This window comes from Halobium salinum, assembly GCF_026586625.1.
GTDB lineage: Archaea > Halobacteriota > Halobacteria > Halobacteriales > Haloferacaceae > Halobium > Halobium salinum.
This window is the reverse complement of sequence record NZ_JAODIW010000008.1, coordinates 572,106-589,542: the sequence shown is the minus strand read 5'-3', so window position 1 is coordinate 589,542 and position 17,437 is coordinate 572,106. Positions and strand designations below refer to the sequence as shown.

Sequence of the window (17,437 nt, the reverse complement as noted above, 5' to 3'; positions counted from 1 at the left end):
CCTATGGACGGTGTGACGGGGGACGAAGCCGAGACTGCCGACGTCGACCGGGAGTCGGCCGCCGACGCCATGGGGTCGCTCGCGGACGCCGACCGCATCGCCATCCTCCTCGCGCTCCGGAACGGGCGGACGCGACGCTTCGCCGACCTCCAGTCGGCGGCGGGGTTCGAGGACAGCGGCCGATTCAACTACCACCTCGACCGGTTGCTCGGCCGGTTCGTCGCCAAAACCGACGGGGGGTACCGCCTCCGTGCGGCGGGGGCGAAGGCGGTCGATCTCGTCACCGACGAACGATTCGGGGAGCCGCCGGAGCCGGTCACGCTCGACCTCGACGCCGACTGCCCGAGCTGTGGTGCTCGGCTCCGGGCTCGCTACGCCGAAGAGAACGTCGAGGTCGCCTGTATCGACTGCTCGACGCTCGTCCACTACGGCTACCTCCCACCCCGCGCCCGACGTGGACGGGACGTCGAGGCCCTCTTCGAAGCCTACGGGAAGCGGCTGTGGCGGGACTTCACGCTCGCCCACCGTGGCGTCTGTCCCGCCTGCAGCGGCCGAACCGAGACGCGCGTCGAACGCGGCTCCGACCACCACCTCCACTTCCCGGCGGTGAGCCGGTGTCGGGACTGCGGCGCCGAGGTGGCGACGGCGGTCGGCCTCCGTCTGCTCGCCGACCCCGCGGTCGTCGCCTTTCTCGCGGACCACGGGGAGTCGGTCGACGACCGACCGTTCTGGGAGTTCGAGTTCTGTATCGACGACGGCGACGTGGCGGTCGCCTCCGAGAAGCCGTTCCGCGTCGTCGTCCCTATCGCTCGGGACGACGAGACGCTCCGCGTGACCGTCGACGAGGCGGGGTCGGTCGTCGAGACGGCGCGGGTGAGGCGGCGATAGCGGTCGCTCCCGACCGACTGAGCCGAAAGAAACGGAGCCGTAGGTCCCGACTACCCTTCCATCCCGCTGAAGGAGAGGCCGCCCTCGATGTACCGCTGGGCGAACAGGTAGACGAGCATGATGGGCGTCGCGAACGTCAACGCGAACGCCGAGAACCGCGCCCACGGGATGGAGTACTCGGTGATGAGCGAGAACAGCCCCACGGGCAGGGTGTAGTTGTCAGTGCCGAGTAGCGTCTGTGCGACGACGAACTCCGTCCACCCCGTCAGGAAGGTGAAGATGAACACCGTCGCCAGCCCCGCGGCCGACAGGGGGATGATGACCTCCCAGACGACCCGCCACGGCGGCGCGCCGTCGATGACGGCCGCCTCCTCGTAGGAGACGGGGATGCCGTCCATGTACGTCTTCAGCAGCCACGTGTTGAACGGCACGGCGGTCGCCGCGTAGTACACCGAGAGCGCCAGCTTGCTGTCGTTGATGCCGAGTTGGACGTAGACGGCGTACAGCCCGATGAGCAGCGCGACGCCGAGACCGCCGCCGACCTGCGTCAGCAGGACGTAGAGGAACAGCACCTTCCGGCGGAGGATGAACTTCCGGCGCGACAGCGCGTACGAGGCCGGCACGACGAGACTCATCGAGATGATGACCGTCGGGATGGCGACGGTGAGGCTGTTCCAGAGGAATCCCTTGAACGCCGAGGCGTTCTCGACGGGTTCGACCGAGAATCCGGGGAAGAGTTCGACGCCACCGAGCGCGACTCGGCCGACGGTCCCCTCCCGCAGCGCGCTCACGTCGAGGAACACGATTTCGGGCGTGTTGAACACGACTGCGAGGCCGCTGAAGGGGATGTTCAGGCTGATCGCGTACGCCGGGACGATGAGGTCGCCGACGACCCAGAGGAACGGGACAAGCGACGGGCGCTGTGGAATCAGCGACAGCCCGCCCGAGGAGTAGATGGAGCCGCCGGTTCCCGACAGCGCGGCGATGAGAATCCAGTAGATGGGAAAGAGCAGCGCCATCACGAGCAGCAGCGCGCCGACGGTCGCACCCGCGGACTTCAGAGGCTTCGTCGGCGACAGCTCGCCGCGCTGGACCTGCCGGACGGTGTAGGCCGCTTCGCGCCCGGCCTCGACCGGCGTCATCGCGACGTTGCGCGTGTCCTCCTTCAGCTTCCGGGCGATGCCGTCGAGGAGGCTCACGAGTCGCTCACCCCGTCGGCGAGCTTCCCGCGCTTGACGTTCAGCCACATGAACGCGCCGATGAACAGCACCGCGATGAGCGAGATGGCGGCCCCGCGACCGTACTCGGAGAACGCCAGCGCCTCGCGGTAGCCGTACACGACGATGAGTTCGTTCTGCCGCGCCGGTCCCCCGTCGTTGAACACGTACGGGATGAGGAACTGCTGGAACGACGCCGCGGCGGTGAGGATGGACGCGAACAGCACGGGACGCTTGATGGACGGGAGCGTCACGTGGAGAAACCGGGAGGCGTAGCCGGCGCCGTCGACCATCGCCGCCTCGTGCAGTTCCTTCGGTACGTCCTGCAGGGCGCTCACGGTGATGATGACCATGAACGGGTACGCGAGCCACGCCTCCGTCACGTTGTACGCGAGGAAGGCCATCCAGCGGTCGCTCAGCCAGGCGACGGTTCCGAGGCCGAGCGAACTCAGAATCTGGTTCGCGAGCCCGAACTGCGCCGAACTGAAGATGCCGCGCCACACGGTGATGGTGAAGATGGCGGGCAGCCCCATCGGCAGGATGATGAGCGAGCGCATGAAGCGCTTGCCCCGCACCCGTTTGCCCGTGACGACGAGGGCGATGCCGAGGCTCAGTGCGATCTTCAGCGCCACGCTCGTGGCGACGAACAGCCACGTGACCCCGAAGGAGTTCCAGAACAGCGGGTCGGTGAGCACGTCGGCGTAGTTCTCCAGGCCGACGAACTCCGCCTCCCCGAGCAGCAGGACCGACAGCGCGCCCTCCCCGGCGAACAGGTTCGACGGTGCGGCGTTGGTGAACGAAATCGCTACCAGGTACAGCACCGGGAACAGCATGAACGCCGAGAACACGAACAGCCCCGGCAGCACGAGGAGGAGCGACGCGTCCCGCTTGTCGAGGAAGGGAATCTCCTCGACCCGACCGGCGACGCGTGAAGCAGTACTCATTGGTGGAGCCTTACTCCCAGTTGCTGCGGATTTCCTTCGCGGCCGTCTCCATCGCCTGCTGCACGTCCTTGCCGTTGAACGCCTTCGTGAGCGCGGCCTTCACCGGGTCCCACACCTTGTTCATCTTCGGGTCGGCGGGCATCGGGCGCCCCTGCTGGACGGCCTCGGAGAAGCCTCTGACGTTCTCGGGGAGGTCGTCGCTCCCGGCGAGGCTCTCGAGGACCGGAATGCTCCCGGTCTCCTCTGCGGCCTGCAGCGCCAGGTCCTCGTTGGTGACGAACCACTCGATGAACGAGCGCGCGGCCGCCGCGTTGGCGCCGCCCTCGCCCATCGCCTTCGAGAAGTACCACAGCGAGATGCCCGTGAACGGCTGAGGATCGCCACCCTCCGGCTTCGGGAGCTTCGCGATACCGTAGTCGACGCCCTTCTCGTTGAGCGTGCTGAGGTACCACGGGCCGTTGATGGCGAACGCGGCGTTGCCCTCGGCGAACGCGGACGCCTGCGGCTCGTAGGCGGGGTCGTTCGGCATGTAGGGGACGAAGTTGTCCACCGTGAACTGGATGCCTTTCACCGTCTCGGACTTGCCGACGCCGAGTTCCTCGTCCTTCGAGCGGTCGAAGTAGTAGCCGCCGAAGGCGTGCGCCCAGGCGCTGAGGAAGTACGGGTCCGCGTACGGCATCCCCATCCCGTACATGTTGTTACCGGGGTCGTGGACCTCCTCCATCGTCTTCTTCATGTCGGCGACCGTCTCGGGCGCCTCGTCGACGTACTCCTTGTTGTAGACGAGCGCGACGGTCTCCGCAGCGTGCGGGAGGCCGATCGTCTTGTCGTCGTACTGGGAGGCCTGTGCGGCGGCGTCGGTGAAGGTGTCCATGCTGACGCTCAGCTGGTCTCCCTGGCCGACGATGAACCCACGGTCGAGGTAGTCGCCAGCGAGGTCGTGTGCCCACTCGAACGTCTCGGGTCCCTGGCCGGCGGGGATGGCGCTCGTCGTCTTCTTGCGCATGTCCGAGATGTCCGCACCCTCGATGGTGTGCTTGGAGTTGTCGTTGAACTGCTCGAGAGTCTCCTTCCGGGCGGGGAGCTCCGTGTCCGGGAGCGCGTACCACGCGAGCGCCTCCCCGGCCGGACCCGACTCCTCCGAGGAACCGGAACCGGACTCGTTGCCCGAGCCGGAGCCGTTGCCGGCCGACCCCGAGGAGCCGGAGCCGCCCTCCGAGCTACCGCCCGACTCGCCCTGCTCCTGTACACCGACACAGCCCGCGAGTCCGCCGAACGCACCCGCGACGCCGAGCTTCTTGAGTACCGACCTGCGTTCCATTGTCATGGATGAATATGTGTTGAATAAGTAGTTCACAACTTAAACCTTCGGATTCTACACGGTCCTTCGTGACTCTCGGCCGCGTCGTCGCCGGCAAAAAGTGATACGAAACACCACTTCACACGTTCGAAGAAGAGGGGAAGAATTAAACCGTGGGACGGTAACTCACAGTATCAATGGCGACCGTCACGCTCGATACCCTCAGAAAGGAGTTCGACAGCGGGCAGATCGTCGCCGTCGACGACGTGTCGCTCGACGTCGGCGACGGCGAGTTCGTCACCGTCGTCGGCCCGTCCGGCTGCGGGAAGTCGACGACGCTCCGGATGATTGCGGGCCTCGAACAGCCCACCTCGGGACACATCTACATCGGCGAGGAGGACGTGACGGGCGTCCACGCCCGGAAGCGCGACGTGGCGATGGTGTTCCAGAACTACGCGCTGTACCCCCACAAGACGGTCCAACAGAACATGGGGTTCGGCCTCCGGATGTCGACGGACCTCTCGAAGGAGCGGCGCCACGAGCGCGTCCGCGAGACCGCCGAGATGATGGGCATCGAGGACCTGCTCGACCAGAAACCCGGCGAGCTCTCCGGCGGGCAGAAACAGCGCGTCGCGCTCGGCCGCGCCATCGTCCGCGAACCCGACGTGTTCCTCTTCGACGAGCCGCTGTCGAATCTGGACGCGAAGCTCCGAACCACGATGCGCACCGAGATTCAGCGCCTGCAGGAGGAAATCGGCACCACCGCCATCTACGTCACCCACGACCAGGAGGAGGCCATGACGATGGGCGACCGCATCGTCATCCTGAAAGACGGGCAACTCCAGCAGACCGGCGCCCCGACGGAGGTGTACCGCAACCCCGCGAACGCCTTCGTCGGCGGCTTCGTCGGCTCCCCGTCGATGAACTTCGTCGAGACCGGCGTCGAGGCCACCCGTTCGAGCGCGACGTTCGCCGACGAGTCCGGTCGTTTCGACTACACGACGACCGACGAGCGCCTGACCGGTGCCGTCTCCGGTCGCGACGCGGTCACCCTCGGCATCCGCCCCGAGGACGTCTACGTCGCCGACGCACCGGGCGAGGACACCGTCGAGACGACCGTCGAGGTCGTCGAACCGGTCGGCGCCGACAACTACCTCCACCTCGACGTGGCCGATGACTTCATCGCCCGCGTCGACTCCGACATCGAGCCGGACGTGGGCGACCGCGTTCACGTCACCTTCGACGCCTCGGACGTCCACGTCTTCGATGCGACCTCCGGCGAGTCGCTCACACTCGAGCGGCGCGCCGAGGCACCGACCGCGTAGACGCCGACACGGCTCAGAGCCGACACCCGTCGCGGGACGGCCGCCGAGCGAGCGGTCGGGGACGGGACGTGCGAGCGTGGTCTCCCGTCGCTCATTCGCGCTGTTTCTCGACACGCTTCGTTCTTCACTCTCTATCCCTGTCGCTCGTCGACGAGCCCGAGTCCCGACTGACCGCGACGACGCCGGGGGTCGCGGCCGGGACGGTGCCGCCGCTCACGACCGTGAAACCGCCCGCGCGCCGAGTGAGTCGTCGTCTACCGACACGGGACCGAATGCCGGAGGCATCCGGCGGTGCCTCAGACAGGCGACTCGGCGTCGGGCGGCCGGGGGTAGGACCCGGTCGATACATATGTGTGACGTTCGCTCCGATTCCGTGAGAAGCGGCCGACGAACGGTGGTGTTCCGACCGAACTGGAGGCGAAGAGAGGCAATCTACGATGGTCGTACACTCTCGTTCCCACGAGCCGTCGGTCGTCGTGGCGCTCAGTCGCACCTCCGCGACGGCGCGTCGGAGCGCGATACGACGCGCTCCCGTGCGGTCGCTCCGGGCTAATCGTCTCCCGCCTTCGCCACTACCCGCTCTTCCTCCTCCAGCATCTCACGCTCGTCCAACAGCGCGACCGTCGCGAGTCGGAGCGCGTGCGGCCAGCCGAGCGGCGTCGCGCTGTCGGCCGTTCCGTCGTCGAAGAACTGCTCGGGGAGGTAGCCGCCGGCGGTCGACAGCGGGCCGTCGGGCATGACTAGCGCGAGCAGGTCGCGGGCGCGCTCGGTAAACGCCTCGGCGCGGGGGTCGTCGTGGTCGTCGAGCAGGGCGGCGAGGTGGGCCGCGGCGTTGGCGCCCCACGCCGTCGAGACGGTCCACACCTTCGGCTCGTCCTGCGAGCGCTGGCGCCACGGGTCGCCCTCGTAACGCGCCAGCCCCTCGACCGGGCTCCCGTCGGGGTCGCGGTACAGCGCGTCGAACACCGACTCGACGTGCGAGACGAGGCGGTCGAGGCGCTCGTCGTCGACGCCGTGGACCGCGTCGTACTCGCGGTGGGCGGCGGCGAGCGCGAGCGACGCCGAGTCGAGGGTGTCGTCCACGTCGCCGGCCTCGAACACCACGTCGCCCTCGGCGTCGAGTTCGGCCTCGCTCACGAGACGGAACGCGTAGGCGCCGCGTTCCTCGACCCACAGGTCGTCGAGCGCGTCGTACACCCGAGTCGCGTTCTCGGCGGCCGAGGCGAGGCGGTCGTCGTCGAGCGCGCCGGTCGCATCGGCGGCCGTCGCGTACGCCTCGAGGAACGTCGCCGTCGTGTGGGAGAACCGCCCGGTCGCGTCCTCCCAGGCGTTCTGACAGGGGACCGGGAGGCCGTCGTCGGCGAGCGTCTCGTCCAACCCGTCCAGGGCGGCCGCGAGGGTCCGCCGAACGTCCGCCTCGGCGTCGGTCCCTCGGAGCGTGTCGTCGCCGTCCAGCGCCTCGGCGAGGAAGGTGACGACGCTCGCGGTCTGGTCGGCCTGATAGTCGGTGTCGGGGCCGGCTTCCAGGCGCCCGTTCGCCCACCCCGGCGCGAGCCGGTTGGCGAACGGCCAGACGCGGTGAGGCCAGGAGCCGTCCTCCCGCTGGGCATCGCAGTACGACTGGGCGCTCCGGACGTGCCAGTCCGCCAGCCCGAGGTCGAAGCGCCGGTCGGCCTGGAGCAGGAAGAGGGATATCTCCGCGTCGTCGCGGAACCAGGTGTAGCCGTAGCCCCCCGAGTGAGCGTAGTAGGGGTCGAAGTCGGGACCGGCGATGCGAAGCCCGGTCGCGGCCGACAGCAGGGCCAGCACCCGGAGGTCGGCCGCGGCGGTCTCGGGTCGTGGGCCCGCCCCGTCCGTCTCGACCTGTGCCTCGGCGGCCGCCGCGAGCGACGCCGCGTCGTCGTACTCCGCCGTCAGGTCGGCGAGCCGGGCGAGCGCGGCGTCACGAGGGGTCTCCGTCGCGTCGGTGAGGAGCGTCGCGACCGAGGCGCCGTCGTCCGTCAGGGGGATGCGACAGACGAGGTTGCCGCTCAGCTTCCCCTCCTCGTAGCGGTCGGTGTCGACCCCGCGCGGGAGGTCGACCGGCTCGGGGTCGAGCAGCTCCGCGAACTTCGTCGGGACGCGACCCTCGGCCTCTGCGAACCCGGTGGCGCTCCCGACGAAGTCGTGCTCGTCGGTGTGGAACAGTTCGACCCCCGACTCGTGGGTGAGCTGACCGATACGTGTGTCCCGACCGTCCGGCGAGAAGCCGTAGAACGCGACGAGTTCGACCTCGGCGTCGGCGTCGACTCTCGCCGAGAGGTCGACCGCGACGTGGGTGACGTGGGCGTCCCCGAGCGTCAGGTCGTACTGGGTCGCCGTCCCGCGGTCGTCGGGGAGGACGTGCTCGGTGACCACCAGCGCAGTGTCGCCGTGGTAGGACTGCTCGGCCGTCTCGCAGTCGTCGAACCAGACGACCGACTCGGCGTCGCCCCCGGCCCGTCGGCGGCCCCCGTCGGCGTCGATGTCGTCGGCGCCAGTACCGTCGGCGTCAGCACCGCCGGCACCGCGGTCGTCGGAACCGCTGTTTACCCCGTTCTCGACCGCCGGTTCGCCCTCGAACCGAAGCCCGAACCGGGCGCGGTCGACCCCGTGGAGCCCGGAGAGCGGGTAGCCGAAGTCCGTGGTCTCGCCGCCGGGGGTCACGTGCACCAGCCGCGTCTCCGCGGACCGGTCGGCCCGTGACGCCGTCAGCCCGGAGAACAGCCCGGCGGTCGTCCGCCGCTCGCCCGGGAACAGCGTCTCGTGGCCCTCCGTCCGCTTCACGTCGTCGAGGGCGTCGCGCAGTTGCATGCTCGTGCGGATGCGAGCCGCCGTTAAGAACTTTTGGTGTAATCGTCGTTCACAGTTTCAACGGTACGACGCTCGGAGGGAACCGACGGCCGGACGACCGAGCGACGGTCGGCGGTCGAGAACCGCCCGCTCGCGCACTACACGGGGGAATTTAAGTGTGGAGGCCGCCGACTCGGAGGCGAGTATGGACGACCCGGCGCTCGGCGACCTGCTGCGACAGTTCGGCCTCTCGGAGAAGGAGGTAGACACTTACCTCGTCCTCTTAGAGCACGGCGAGGCGAAGGCCAGCACGGTCGCGGAGGACGCCGGCGTCTCGAAGCGCTACGTCTACAGTATCAGCGAGAAGCTGGAGGAGCGCGGCTTCGTCTCCGTCAACGACCACGTCGTGCCGACGACCATCCGCGCCAACCCGCCCGAGGAGGTCATCGCCACCCTGACCGAGAGCGTCGAGCGGATGCGGCCCGCCCTGGAGGCGCGGTACTCGCAGGCCCCCCAGCCGACCGAGGAGTTCGAGGTCATCAAGTCCCGAGTGACGGTGCTGAAGCGGGCCTCCCAACTCGTCGCCGAGGCCGAGGAGGAGGTCGTCCTCTCCCTGCCGTTCGCCCAGCTCCCCGAGGTCGCCGAGGAGCTCCGAGCCGCCGTCGACCGCGGCGTCCTCGTTCTCCTCGTCGTCACCGGCGTCGACCCCGAGGCGGGCGGCGTAGCCGACGAACTGGCCGGACTCGGGAGCGTCGTCAGGGTGTGGCGGGCGCCGACGCCGACGATGATTACCGCCGACCGGACCCGGAGCCTGCTCGCGCCGACGGCGATGGTCGCCCGCTCCAACAGCGGGAAACAGGCCATCTCCTTCACGCAAGCCCAACTCGCCCCCGTGATGGTCGGCTCCTTCTTCGGTAACTACTGGCCGACCGCCGAGGAGGTCGCCGTCGCCGACCCCCGCCCGCTCCCCGGAACCTACCGCGACTTCCGTCACGCCGTCTTCCAGGCGACGCGCTGTCTCCGGGCCGACCGCGACCTCGTCGCGACCGTCCGCGGCCACGTCGTCGGCGACGGCGAGCCCTCGACGCTCCACGGCCGCGTCGTCGAGGTGCGACAGGGGCTCGTCGAGCCGGTCAACAACCACTTCCCGGTCGAGAACGCGCTCGTCGTCGAGACCGACGAGGGCCGCTTCACCGTCGGCGGCAAAGGGGCGTTCGTCGAGGACTTCGAGGCCGACGAGGTGACGCTCGACCGGGCCGCGGACGCCGACTTCGCCGTCCCGGCGGTCGAGGCGGACGACGCGGGCGCCACGGACGCGACGGACGCGACGGACGCGACGGACGCGACGGACGCGACGGACGCGACGGACGCGACGGACGACTGAACTCCGCTCCAAACGGTTTTGCTCCGGCCCCCCGTCGACCCCCACATGCCAACCAGCGTCGCGTTCTTCGGCAGCCACCCGCTCGGCGAGCGCTGTCTCGACCGCCTCGTCGACCATCCGGAGGTGTCCGTCGACCTCGTCGTCACCTACCCCGCCGACTACGACGGCTGGTGGGACGGCTCCCTGTGGGACCGCGCCACCGACCACGGCTTGGACGTGCGCCCGGTCGAGGACGAACGCGACCTGCTCGACGTCGAGGTGGACTGGCTCCTCTCGGTGCACTACCCGAACGTCCTCGACGGCGACCTGCTCGACCACCCCGCGGAGGGGGCGCTCAACCTCCACCAGGCCGAACTCCCCCGCTATCGGGGTGCGAACATGTTCACCCACGCCATCCGGAACGCGCGACCGGACGACCACTGGCAGTACGGCACCACGATGCACTTCATGGTCGAGAAGGTCGACGCCGGCGACATCGTCGCCCGGAAGTTCCTCGACATCCGGGAGACCGACACCGCCCGCACGCTGTACGATCGCACCGAGACCGTCTCCGTCGAACTGTTCGAGGAGCTCCTGCCCGCCATCGTCTCCGGAGCGGTCCACGGGATGGGGACGCCACAGGACGAGTTCGACGGCGAACGGTACTACTACTCCAAGGCCAGCCTCGACGGCGAGAAGCTGATTCCCGCCGCCGAGTTGGCGGCCGCCGAGGACGACCCCGAGGCGGAACTCGAACTGTACGACAGGGTCCGCTCGCTCGACTTCCCGCCCCACGAGCCGGCGCACACCGAACTCGGCGGCCGGACGGTGTACCTCACGACGAGCGGGTACGAGGAGCCGAATCCGTAGCCGAACGGCGACGGGAGCCGACCGGCGGTATCAGTCGTCCAGCGGGACCGCCTCGTCGCGCGCGTCGACCGGCACCGCCTCGCCGCGCCTGTTGGAGGCGACCGCCCGGTCCAGCAGTTCGACCGCCCTGGCGCCGACGCGCCCGTCGGCGACGGGGGTGCCGCGTTCGGCGACGGCGGTCAGGAAGTCCTCCACCTCGCGCTTCAGCGGCTCGTAGTTCTCGACCTCGTGGACGGTGTGGCCCTCGTCGCGGGCGCGGAGCGCCCCGTCGCGTTCGGTGACGACGCGGGCGTCGTACAGTTCGAGTTTGCTCGGCTCGAGGTAGTCGAGGTAGGCGGCCCGCTCGCTCCCGACGACCGAGAGGTGCCGGGACTTCCCGAACGTCGGCACCTGCCAGGAGGAGTTGATGACGCCGGTCACGCCCTCCGGGTCGACGTGGTCGCCGCCGCCGTCGCCGTCGTACTCGAGGAGGAGCGTCGCGGTCTCGTCGATGTCGTCGCGGATGATGCGGTCGAGCTGGCAGTACACCTGCGCCGGCCGGTGACCAACCAGCCAGCCGAACACGTCGACGTCGTGGACCGCGAGCGAGTGGAGCGCGCCGGTGGTCTGGCGGGGCACCCGGAAGGAGAACCGACTCGTGTTGAGGTACTTCAGATCGCCCAGTTCGCCGCGGTCGATGCGTCGCTTCAGTTCACAGAGCGCCGGGTGGTGTCTGAAGATGTGCCCGACGCCGAGCACGCGGTCGTGTTCGTTCGCGCTGTCGACGATGGCCCACGCGTTCTCGGCGTCGAGCGCGAGGGGCTTCTCGACGAGCAGGTCGACCTCGCGCGAGAGCAGGTCCGTCGCCACCTCGCGGTGGGTCGTCGACGGCGTCGCCACCGTCGCGGCGTCGACGCCGCGGTCGGGGAGCGCCCCGGGGTCGGTCTCCAGTTCGGCGCCGTAGGTGCTCGCGAGTTCGCCCGCCCGGCGCTCGTCCACGTCGCAGACGACGAGTTCGTCTATCGCCCCGGCGTCGCGCAGTTCGGCACCGACGCGGACGTGGTTCTCGCCCCAGTAGCCGGCGCCGACGACGGCGTACTTCACCGCTCGCCTCCGTCCGGGACCGGCTCCGTCGGTTCGGTTCCTTCGGCGTCCGCGTAGTGGGCCTCGACGACGTCACAGACGCGCTCGACCTCCGCCTCGGTGATGCGCGGATGCATCGGGAGCGAGAGGATGCGGTCGACGAGCCGTTCGGCCTCGGGGGCGTCGGCGTTCGCCTCGTCGACGTACGGCGCGACGGCCTCGTGGCGGTGGGCCGGCGTCGCGTAGTGAATACCCGTCCCGATGTCCTTCGACTCCAACTTCTCACGGAGCGCGTCGCGGTCGGGCACCTGCACGACGTAGAGGTGGTAGACGTGTTCGGCGTCGTCGCGGACGACCGGCGTCTCGACCTCGTCCACGTCGGCGAGGCGCGCTTCGTACCACCCGGCGGCCTCGCGTCGGCCCGCGTTCCACTCGTGGATGTGGCCCAACTGTTCGCGGCCGACGGCGGCCTTGATCTCGTCGAGGCGCCAGTTCAGGCCGAGGCGGACGTGCTCGCCCTCCGGGTTCCGGCCGTGGTTGCGGAGTTCGCGGGCGGCCGCGGCGAGGTCGTCGTCGTCGGTGACGAGCATCCCGCCGTCGCCGCCGACGGTCATGTTCTTCGAGGGGTAGAAGGAGAAACAGCCCACGTCGCCGAGACTGCCGGCGGCGTCCCCGTCGTACGTCGCGAAGTGCGCCTGGCAGGCGTCCTCGACGACGGCGGCATCGTGCTCGTCGGCGACGGCCCGAATCTCGCCCATCGCCGTGGGCTGGCCGTAAAGGTGGACGGGGACGACGGCCGTCACGTCGCGGCCCTCGGCCTTCCGCGCGAGGTCGTCGGGGTCCATCCCGTAGGTGTCGGGGTCGGCGTCGACGAACACCGGTTCGGCGCCGAGTTCGAGCGCGGGGCTCACCGTCGCGAAGAAGGTGTGTGCCGGCACGAGGACGGTGTCGCCCTCGCCGACGCCGACGGCCTTCATCGCGAGCAACAGCGCGGCGGTCCCGCTGTTGACGCCGACTGCGTGGTCGACGCCGCACTCGGCGGCGAACTCGTCTTCGAACGCCTCGGTCTCCGGGCCCTTGACCCAGCGCTTCCCTTCGAGCACGTCTCCCACGCGTTCGACGATGTCGTCGTCGACGTACACGTCCGTGAACGGCACCGGTTCGGTCATCCTGAAGATGCTCTCATCCGAAGCGTTTATGTCTTGCTTACCGGCCCATCGTTCCTCGGCCACGGCTCCGCCGACCCGGCCGTGACCTGTCCGAGTTCCACCATGCGGCCCCCTGACGCGGCGAGAGCGGAAGGCAACGCTATTCCGTCGGGAAAGCGAGGTGCCGACAGACCGGGCCGTTCGCCCGTCGACCGGGTGTCACCGCAAGATGGACGTAGACAGGGACAGTGCGGCGCTCTTCGCGTCCCGCGTAATCGCGCGGGTCGTCGGCTTCGCCAGCGTCGCGTACTTCACGTGGAAGGTCGGCGCCGCCGGATTCGGGATATACATCACGTTCCAGACGGTCGTGATGGTCGCCGGCGTCGCCTCCCAGTTCGGCGTCCCCGAGGCCGTGACCAAACGGGTGAGTCAGGCCGAGGACGTCCACGGTCGCGGACGGGTTCTGACGGCCGCCCTCGCGCTCTCGGTCGTCCCCTTCGCGATAACCTCGGCGGTCATCTACGCCATCGCCCCACAACTCGGCGCGTACGTCGAACTCGGGGCCATCACGGCCTCTCTCGCGGTGGTCGCCATCGCGTTGGCTATCGCCAACCGGCTGTTTATCGCCGGCCTCCGCGGGGAGGGCCGCATCGCCGCGACCGCGGTCGTCGAACTCGTCGCCCAGCTGGTCCGCGTCGGCGCCAGCGTCGGGTTCCTCCTGGTGGGATTCGACGCCATCGGGCTCGTGTACGGCTACCTCGTCGGCGTCGTCGCGAGCGTCCTCGCCGGCTACGTGCTGTTGAACACCGGCATCCGACTGACCGTGCCGAGTCGCGACTCCGTGGAGAGCCTCTTCGGCTTCTCGAAGTTCACCATCGGGATGAACGTGAGCGAACTCGCCTACAGTTGGGCGGATACGCTCATCCTCGCCGCGTTGGCGTCGAAGGCCATCGTCGGCACCTACGAGGTGGCGTGGCAGTTGAGTCTGGTGACGCTGATGGCCGCACAGGTCATCGGCACCACGATGATGCCGGCGATGACCCGCTGGCACGAGAACGGCAACCTCGGACGCATCGAGCAGGCGTTCCGCACGTCGCTGACGTTCGCGCTCGTGCTCGTCATCCCGACGCTCGTCGGCGCCCTCGTCGTCGGCGAGGAGGTGTTCCGGGTCGTCTACGGTATCGACGAGTACGCCGCCGCCGGGGCGACGGTGCTCGTGCTCCTGCTCGGCGGACAGATCGCTCAGGCGGTGAAACAGATCACGCAGAACACCCTCCTCGGTATCGACCGCCCGGAGCACGTGTTCTGGACGAACGCCGTCACCCTCACCTCGAACGTCGGGCTCAACCTCCTGCTCGTCCCGCAGTACGGGATGTTCGGCGCCGCCGCGGCGACGGTGTCGACGGCCACCATCGCCGCCATCACGCAGGTGTACTACCTCCGGCGGTACATCGACCTCACCATCGACGCCCGGTCGCTCGCCTGGCAGGTCGGCGCCGCCGCCACCATGGGCGGCATCGTCTACGCCCTGGGGTCGGTCGTCGACGGCGAGTCGATACCCGGATTCGTCGCACTGGTCGGCACCGGCATCGTCGTCTACGGCCTCGGTGTCGTCACCAACGGAACCATCCGCCGGAGCGTTACGCGAATCGCTCCCTGGTAGGTCGGTGTCCGGCCCCGGCTACCGCCCGACCCGCACCAGTTCTCCGACCGTCCGGCCCGTCCCGATTCTCCGACCGCCCGACTCGTTCCGATTCTCCGACTGTTCGGCCCGTCGTTACAAACCGTTAAGATATCGCTCGGCGTGTCTCCACCCGCGTCTCGGGCGTCGCCGCCGACGGGGCGGACGGTCCGACGGCCGGACACCACACGGGAGGGACCATGTCGACAGGAACGAGAACCGAGCAGACGCGAGCGGTCGTACAGCGCGAAATCGACGAGGTGTGGAGCGGCGAGCGAATCGACGCCATCGACGACCTCTACGCCGAGGACGTGGTCGTCGGCACCCACCGGACGGGTGACGACGCGCCGCTCGTCGGCCGGGAGGCGACGAAAGAGCTCCACCGCGAGTGGGACGCCGCGTTCCCCGACGCCGTCACGCTCGTCAACGAGATGCTCGTCGACGGCGACACCGCGATGGTCTGGTGGACGTTCCGCGGGACCCACGAGGCGACCTTCCGCGGCATCGAACCGACCGGGAGGACGGTCGAGACCGACGGGTTCAGCTTCCGACGAATCGAGGGCGGCCGCGTCGCCGAGATGAAGGACTTCACCACGATGGCGTCGCTGTTCGAACAGCTCGGCGTCGAGATGCCGGCATAGGCGGACGCCCGGCAGAACCGACTTTTCGGGCCGTACACACCGTTCAGAGACACCTCGACGCTCGGCCGGCCAACCGGCGGGGTGGGATTCCGAGAGGCCGGGGGCTTTCGAGAGTGCCCACACCTACCCGACCGCTGGTACGCCGAGACCCACTGACACGACCACCCGAACCACAAACACCTATCCCACAGCCCCGAGAACGCCCGAAAAATGGACGACACCCGAAGCGAGACGCTGAAGCGCTGGGTGAAACAGCCGCCCGCCGGCCCCAACCTCCAGTATCTCCGGGACGCCGAACGCCTCGCGGCGTGGGACCAACTCGGCCACCGCGAGCGCGTCCTGGACCTCGCGTCGGAGGCGAACGTCACGATGGGTCTCGACGCGGAGCGCGTGACGCGCGTCGACTTCGCCGACGGGGCGGCGGCCTACGCCCGTGAGGTCGCCGGCGACGACGTGGACGACTCGGTCGTCGTCGACCCCGAGGCGCCCGCCCTCCCGTTCGCGGACGACGCCTTCGACGGCGCCGTCTCCATCGGTCCCTACGACTGGCCGTTTCTCGACGTAGCGACCCTGACGGAAGAGGTCCGCCGGGTGCTCGCCGACGACGGCCGGTTCGTCTTCTCGACGCCGACGCACCGCTCGCCCTACGCCGTCACCGGGAAGGGGAAGTACCGCTACTACTCGCCGGACGAGGCGCTCTCGCTGCTGACTCCCACCGGCTCGGAGACCCCCGCTGACACCGACTGGACGCTCGCCGACCAGGACCTCATCTACCAGCTCCCCTACAAGGCGAACCTCGTCGTCAACTCCCTTCCCGACGACCTGCAGCGCCCCGTCGTCGCGGCCGAGCGCGCGCTCACGGACCACTTCGAGTCGTGGGGTGACTGGGACGACGCCTCCTACCTCCTGTTCGGCGCCGAACCCGTCGACTACGCCGGCTACCTCGACGACGCGCTCGACTGCCTCTTCCGTCCCGTGGCGGAGAACGGGTTCTGGGACGCGGGCGCTGCCGACGGCGGCAGCGAGGGCGGGCTGATTCGGGCGCTCGACTACGACCTCGGCGACGACGGTCGCCCGTGCGAGTGGACCCGCGACGACCGCGTACTCCACCGATACGCGCCGTTCGCCCTCCTCGGCATCGCGCGCTGGCGAGCCTCTCCCCTCGGCGACGACCGCTTCGACGCGAAGCTCCGGTCGGCGCTCGCCGGGTTCGCCGCCCGCGTCGAGGACGACCGGCTCGACGGGATGCCGAGCTACGCGCTCGGGCCGCTCGTGGGGGCGTTCACACTGGCGAGCGACGCGCTCGGGGGGGACGACGCCGCCGTCGGCGACGACCACCTCGCGACCGCCCGCGCCCTGTTCGAACACACCCGCGACCGCGACGACTTCGACTTCTCGCACGCCGAGGACAGTCTGCTCGCCTGCGGCTGGGCCGAACTGTACGAGCGGACGGGCGACGGGGACGTCGGCGAGGCGCTCGACGCCGCGCTCGACGCCATCGCCGACCGGCACGACTGGGAGTCGGGGCTGTTCCGGTTCGACAACGGGACGACCGAGCGTCACCAGAACCAGATGTACGCGCTGTGGGGGTTGTGCCGCGCCGCCGACGTGACGGACGCGCCGGCGTTCGTCCCCCTCGCCGGCGACGTGCTCGAACGCACCGTGGAGCGGCGGATGCGCCCCGACGGCGCCTTTCTCTGGACGGACGTGGGAGCGAAGCGCGGAGCGTGGGGTGAGCTACGGGAGCGCCTCGGCGCCTCGCGCCCGTCGTACTGGAAACTCCTCTTCGAGTGCCACCAGACGTTCTTCGTCAACGCCGTCGCCCACTACACGCGGGCGGGCGGGGCGCGCGACTTCTCCACCGCCGTCCTCCGGGCGATGTCGTGGATGTACGGCAACAACGACCTCGACGCCGACCTCGTCGAGCGCTCGGGCATCGGCGTCCCGATGCGCTTCGTGACGACCGGCGGCCGGCTCTCCGTTCCGGACCAGAACTTCAAGGGCGCCTACGAGGTCGGCTCGTACGTCGAGGCCCTCACCCACCTGCTGGACCCGGAAGGGCCGTTCCGGAACTGACGACCGCTTCGGCCGGCTGACCACCCACGTCGACGTTCGGTCCCCCGTTTCTCTCCGGACCGAGACCTACGCCCGTCCGTCAGCCCCACCGACGACGAATCCGAACAGCCG

General features: G+C 69.3%; 13 protein-coding genes. 7 read left to right on the top strand and 6 right to left on the bottom strand.

Annotated features, from left to right (window positions below):
* Positions 1-3: 3 nt before the first annotated feature.
* Complete coding sequence (locus tag N5095_RS15120) at positions 4-888, top strand: DUF7351 domain-containing protein (protein ID WP_267623813.1); 885 nt, start codon at positions 4-6, stop codon at positions 886-888.
* A gap of 50 nt (positions 889-938) precedes the next feature.
* Here N5095_RS15120 and N5095_RS15115 read toward each other — a convergent pair whose 3' ends face one another.
* The 3 genes from N5095_RS15115 to N5095_RS15105 are packed head-to-tail and all read right to left on the bottom strand — an operon-like array spanning position 939 to position 4,376.
* Positions 939-2,030: a sugar ABC transporter permease gene (locus N5095_RS15115; protein WP_303651701.1), complete on the bottom strand. Its 1,092-nt coding sequence runs from the start codon at positions 2,028-2,030 to the stop codon at positions 939-941.
* Positions 2,031-2,083: 53 nt separating this feature from the next.
* On the bottom strand, positions 2,084-3,049 hold the full coding sequence (locus N5095_RS15110) for a carbohydrate ABC transporter permease (protein WP_267623809.1): 966 nt from the start codon (positions 3,047-3,049) through the stop codon (positions 2,084-2,086).
* Between the two features lie 10 nt (positions 3,050-3,059).
* Positions 3,060-4,376 carry an extracellular solute-binding protein gene (locus tag N5095_RS15105; RefSeq protein ID WP_267623808.1) on the bottom strand — a complete coding sequence of 439 codons (1,317 nt, stop codon included), beginning with the start codon at positions 4,374-4,376 and terminating at the stop codon, positions 3,060-3,062.
* Between the two features lie 170 nt (positions 4,377-4,546).
* On the opposite strand from N5095_RS15105, the gene N5095_RS15100 reads away from it, so the two are divergent.
* Positions 4,547-5,674: an ABC transporter ATP-binding protein gene (locus N5095_RS15100; protein WP_267623807.1), complete on the top strand. Its 1,128-nt coding sequence runs from the start codon at positions 4,547-4,549 to the stop codon at positions 5,672-5,674.
* Positions 5,675-6,223: 549 nt separating this feature from the next.
* Here the strand turns inward: N5095_RS15100 and N5095_RS15095 are convergent.
* Positions 6,224-8,506: a DUF7997 domain-containing protein gene (locus N5095_RS15095; protein WP_267623805.1), complete on the bottom strand. Its 2,283-nt coding sequence runs from the start codon at positions 8,504-8,506 to the stop codon at positions 6,224-6,226.
* A 184-nt stretch (positions 8,507-8,690) separates the two neighbouring features.
* On the opposite strand from N5095_RS15095, the gene N5095_RS15090 reads away from it, so the two are divergent.
* Positions 8,691-9,869 (top strand): TrmB family transcriptional regulator, encoded by a 1,179-nt coding sequence (locus tag N5095_RS15090; RefSeq protein ID WP_267623804.1) that lies wholly within the window; start codon positions 8,691-8,693, stop codon positions 9,867-9,869.
* A gap of 45 nt (positions 9,870-9,914) precedes the next feature.
* Positions 9,915-10,718, top strand: coding sequence for a formyl transferase (locus N5095_RS15085; RefSeq protein WP_267623803.1), 804 nt, complete (start codon positions 9,915-9,917; stop codon positions 10,716-10,718).
* A 30-nt stretch (positions 10,719-10,748) separates the two neighbouring features.
* On the opposite strand, the gene N5095_RS22390 is transcribed toward N5095_RS15085, so the two are convergent.
* Both N5095_RS22390 and N5095_RS15075 read right to left on the bottom strand, forming a co-directional pair.
* Complete coding sequence (locus N5095_RS22390) at positions 10,749-11,801, bottom strand: Gfo/Idh/MocA family protein (RefSeq protein ID WP_267623802.1); 1,053 nt, start codon at positions 11,799-11,801, stop codon at positions 10,749-10,751.
* A complete protein-coding gene (locus N5095_RS15075) occupies positions 11,798-12,949 on the bottom strand; it encodes a DegT/DnrJ/EryC1/StrS family aminotransferase (RefSeq protein ID WP_267623801.1) in 1,152 nt (383 codons plus the stop codon). The genes N5095_RS22390 and N5095_RS15075 overlap by 4 nt, the downstream gene beginning before the upstream one ends.
* Before the next feature lie 208 nt (positions 12,950-13,157).
* On the opposite strand from N5095_RS15075, the gene N5095_RS15070 reads away from it, so the two are divergent.
* The 3 genes from N5095_RS15070 (at position 13,158) to N5095_RS15060 (ending at position 17,326) form a co-directional block, all read left to right on the top strand.
* Complete coding sequence (locus tag N5095_RS15070) at positions 13,158-14,591, top strand: oligosaccharide flippase family protein (RefSeq protein WP_267623799.1); 1,434 nt, start codon at positions 13,158-13,160, stop codon at positions 14,589-14,591.
* Positions 14,592-14,809: 218 nt separating this feature from the next.
* On the top strand, positions 14,810-15,250 hold the full coding sequence (locus N5095_RS15065; RefSeq protein WP_267623797.1) for an ester cyclase: 441 nt from the start codon (positions 14,810-14,812) through the stop codon (positions 15,248-15,250).
* A gap of 210 nt (positions 15,251-15,460) precedes the next feature.
* Positions 15,461-17,326 carry a class I SAM-dependent methyltransferase gene (locus N5095_RS15060; protein ID WP_267623795.1) on the top strand — a complete coding sequence of 622 codons (1,866 nt, stop codon included), beginning with the start codon at positions 15,461-15,463 and terminating at the stop codon, positions 17,324-17,326.
* The last annotated feature ends 111 nt before the right edge of the window (positions 17,327-17,437 follow it).

What these genes read in the sequence shown, in the direction of transcription:
- N5095_RS15120 (WP_267623813.1), top strand. Translation starts at nt 4, where the DNA reads ATGGACGGTGTGACGGGGGACGAAGCCGAGACTGCCGACGTCGACCGG.
- N5095_RS15075 (WP_267623801.1), bottom strand. Translation starts at nt 12,949, where the DNA reads ATGACCGAACCGGTGCCGTTCACGGACGTGTACGTCGACGACGACATC.
- N5095_RS15095 (WP_267623805.1), bottom strand. Translation starts at nt 8,506, where the DNA reads ATGCAACTGCGCGACGCCCTCGACGACGTGAAGCGGACGGAGGGCCAC.
- N5095_RS15060 (WP_267623795.1), top strand. Translation starts at nt 15,461, where the DNA reads ATGGACGACACCCGAAGCGAGACGCTGAAGCGCTGGGTGAAACAGCCG.
- N5095_RS15065 (WP_267623797.1), top strand. Translation starts at nt 14,810, where the DNA reads ATGTCGACAGGAACGAGAACCGAGCAGACGCGAGCGGTCGTACAGCGC.
- N5095_RS15070 (WP_267623799.1), top strand. Translation starts at nt 13,158, where the DNA reads ATGGACGTAGACAGGGACAGTGCGGCGCTCTTCGCGTCCCGCGTAATC.
- N5095_RS15110 (WP_267623809.1), bottom strand. Translation starts at nt 3,049, where the DNA reads ATGAGTACTGCTTCACGCGTCGCCGGTCGGGTCGAGGAGATTCCCTTC.
- N5095_RS15085 (WP_267623803.1), top strand. Translation starts at nt 9,915, where the DNA reads ATGCCAACCAGCGTCGCGTTCTTCGGCAGCCACCCGCTCGGCGAGCGC.
- N5095_RS15090 (WP_267623804.1), top strand. Translation starts at nt 8,691, where the DNA reads ATGGACGACCCGGCGCTCGGCGACCTGCTGCGACAGTTCGGCCTCTCG.
- N5095_RS15105 (WP_267623808.1), bottom strand. Translation starts at nt 4,376, where the DNA reads ATGACAATGGAACGCAGGTCGGTACTCAAGAAGCTCGGCGTCGCGGGT.
- N5095_RS15115 (WP_303651701.1), bottom strand. Translation starts at nt 2,030, where the DNA reads ATGACGCCGGTCGAGGCCGGGCGCGAAGCGGCCTACACCGTCCGGCAG.
- N5095_RS15100 (WP_267623807.1), top strand. Translation starts at nt 4,547, where the DNA reads ATGGCGACCGTCACGCTCGATACCCTCAGAAAGGAGTTCGACAGCGGG.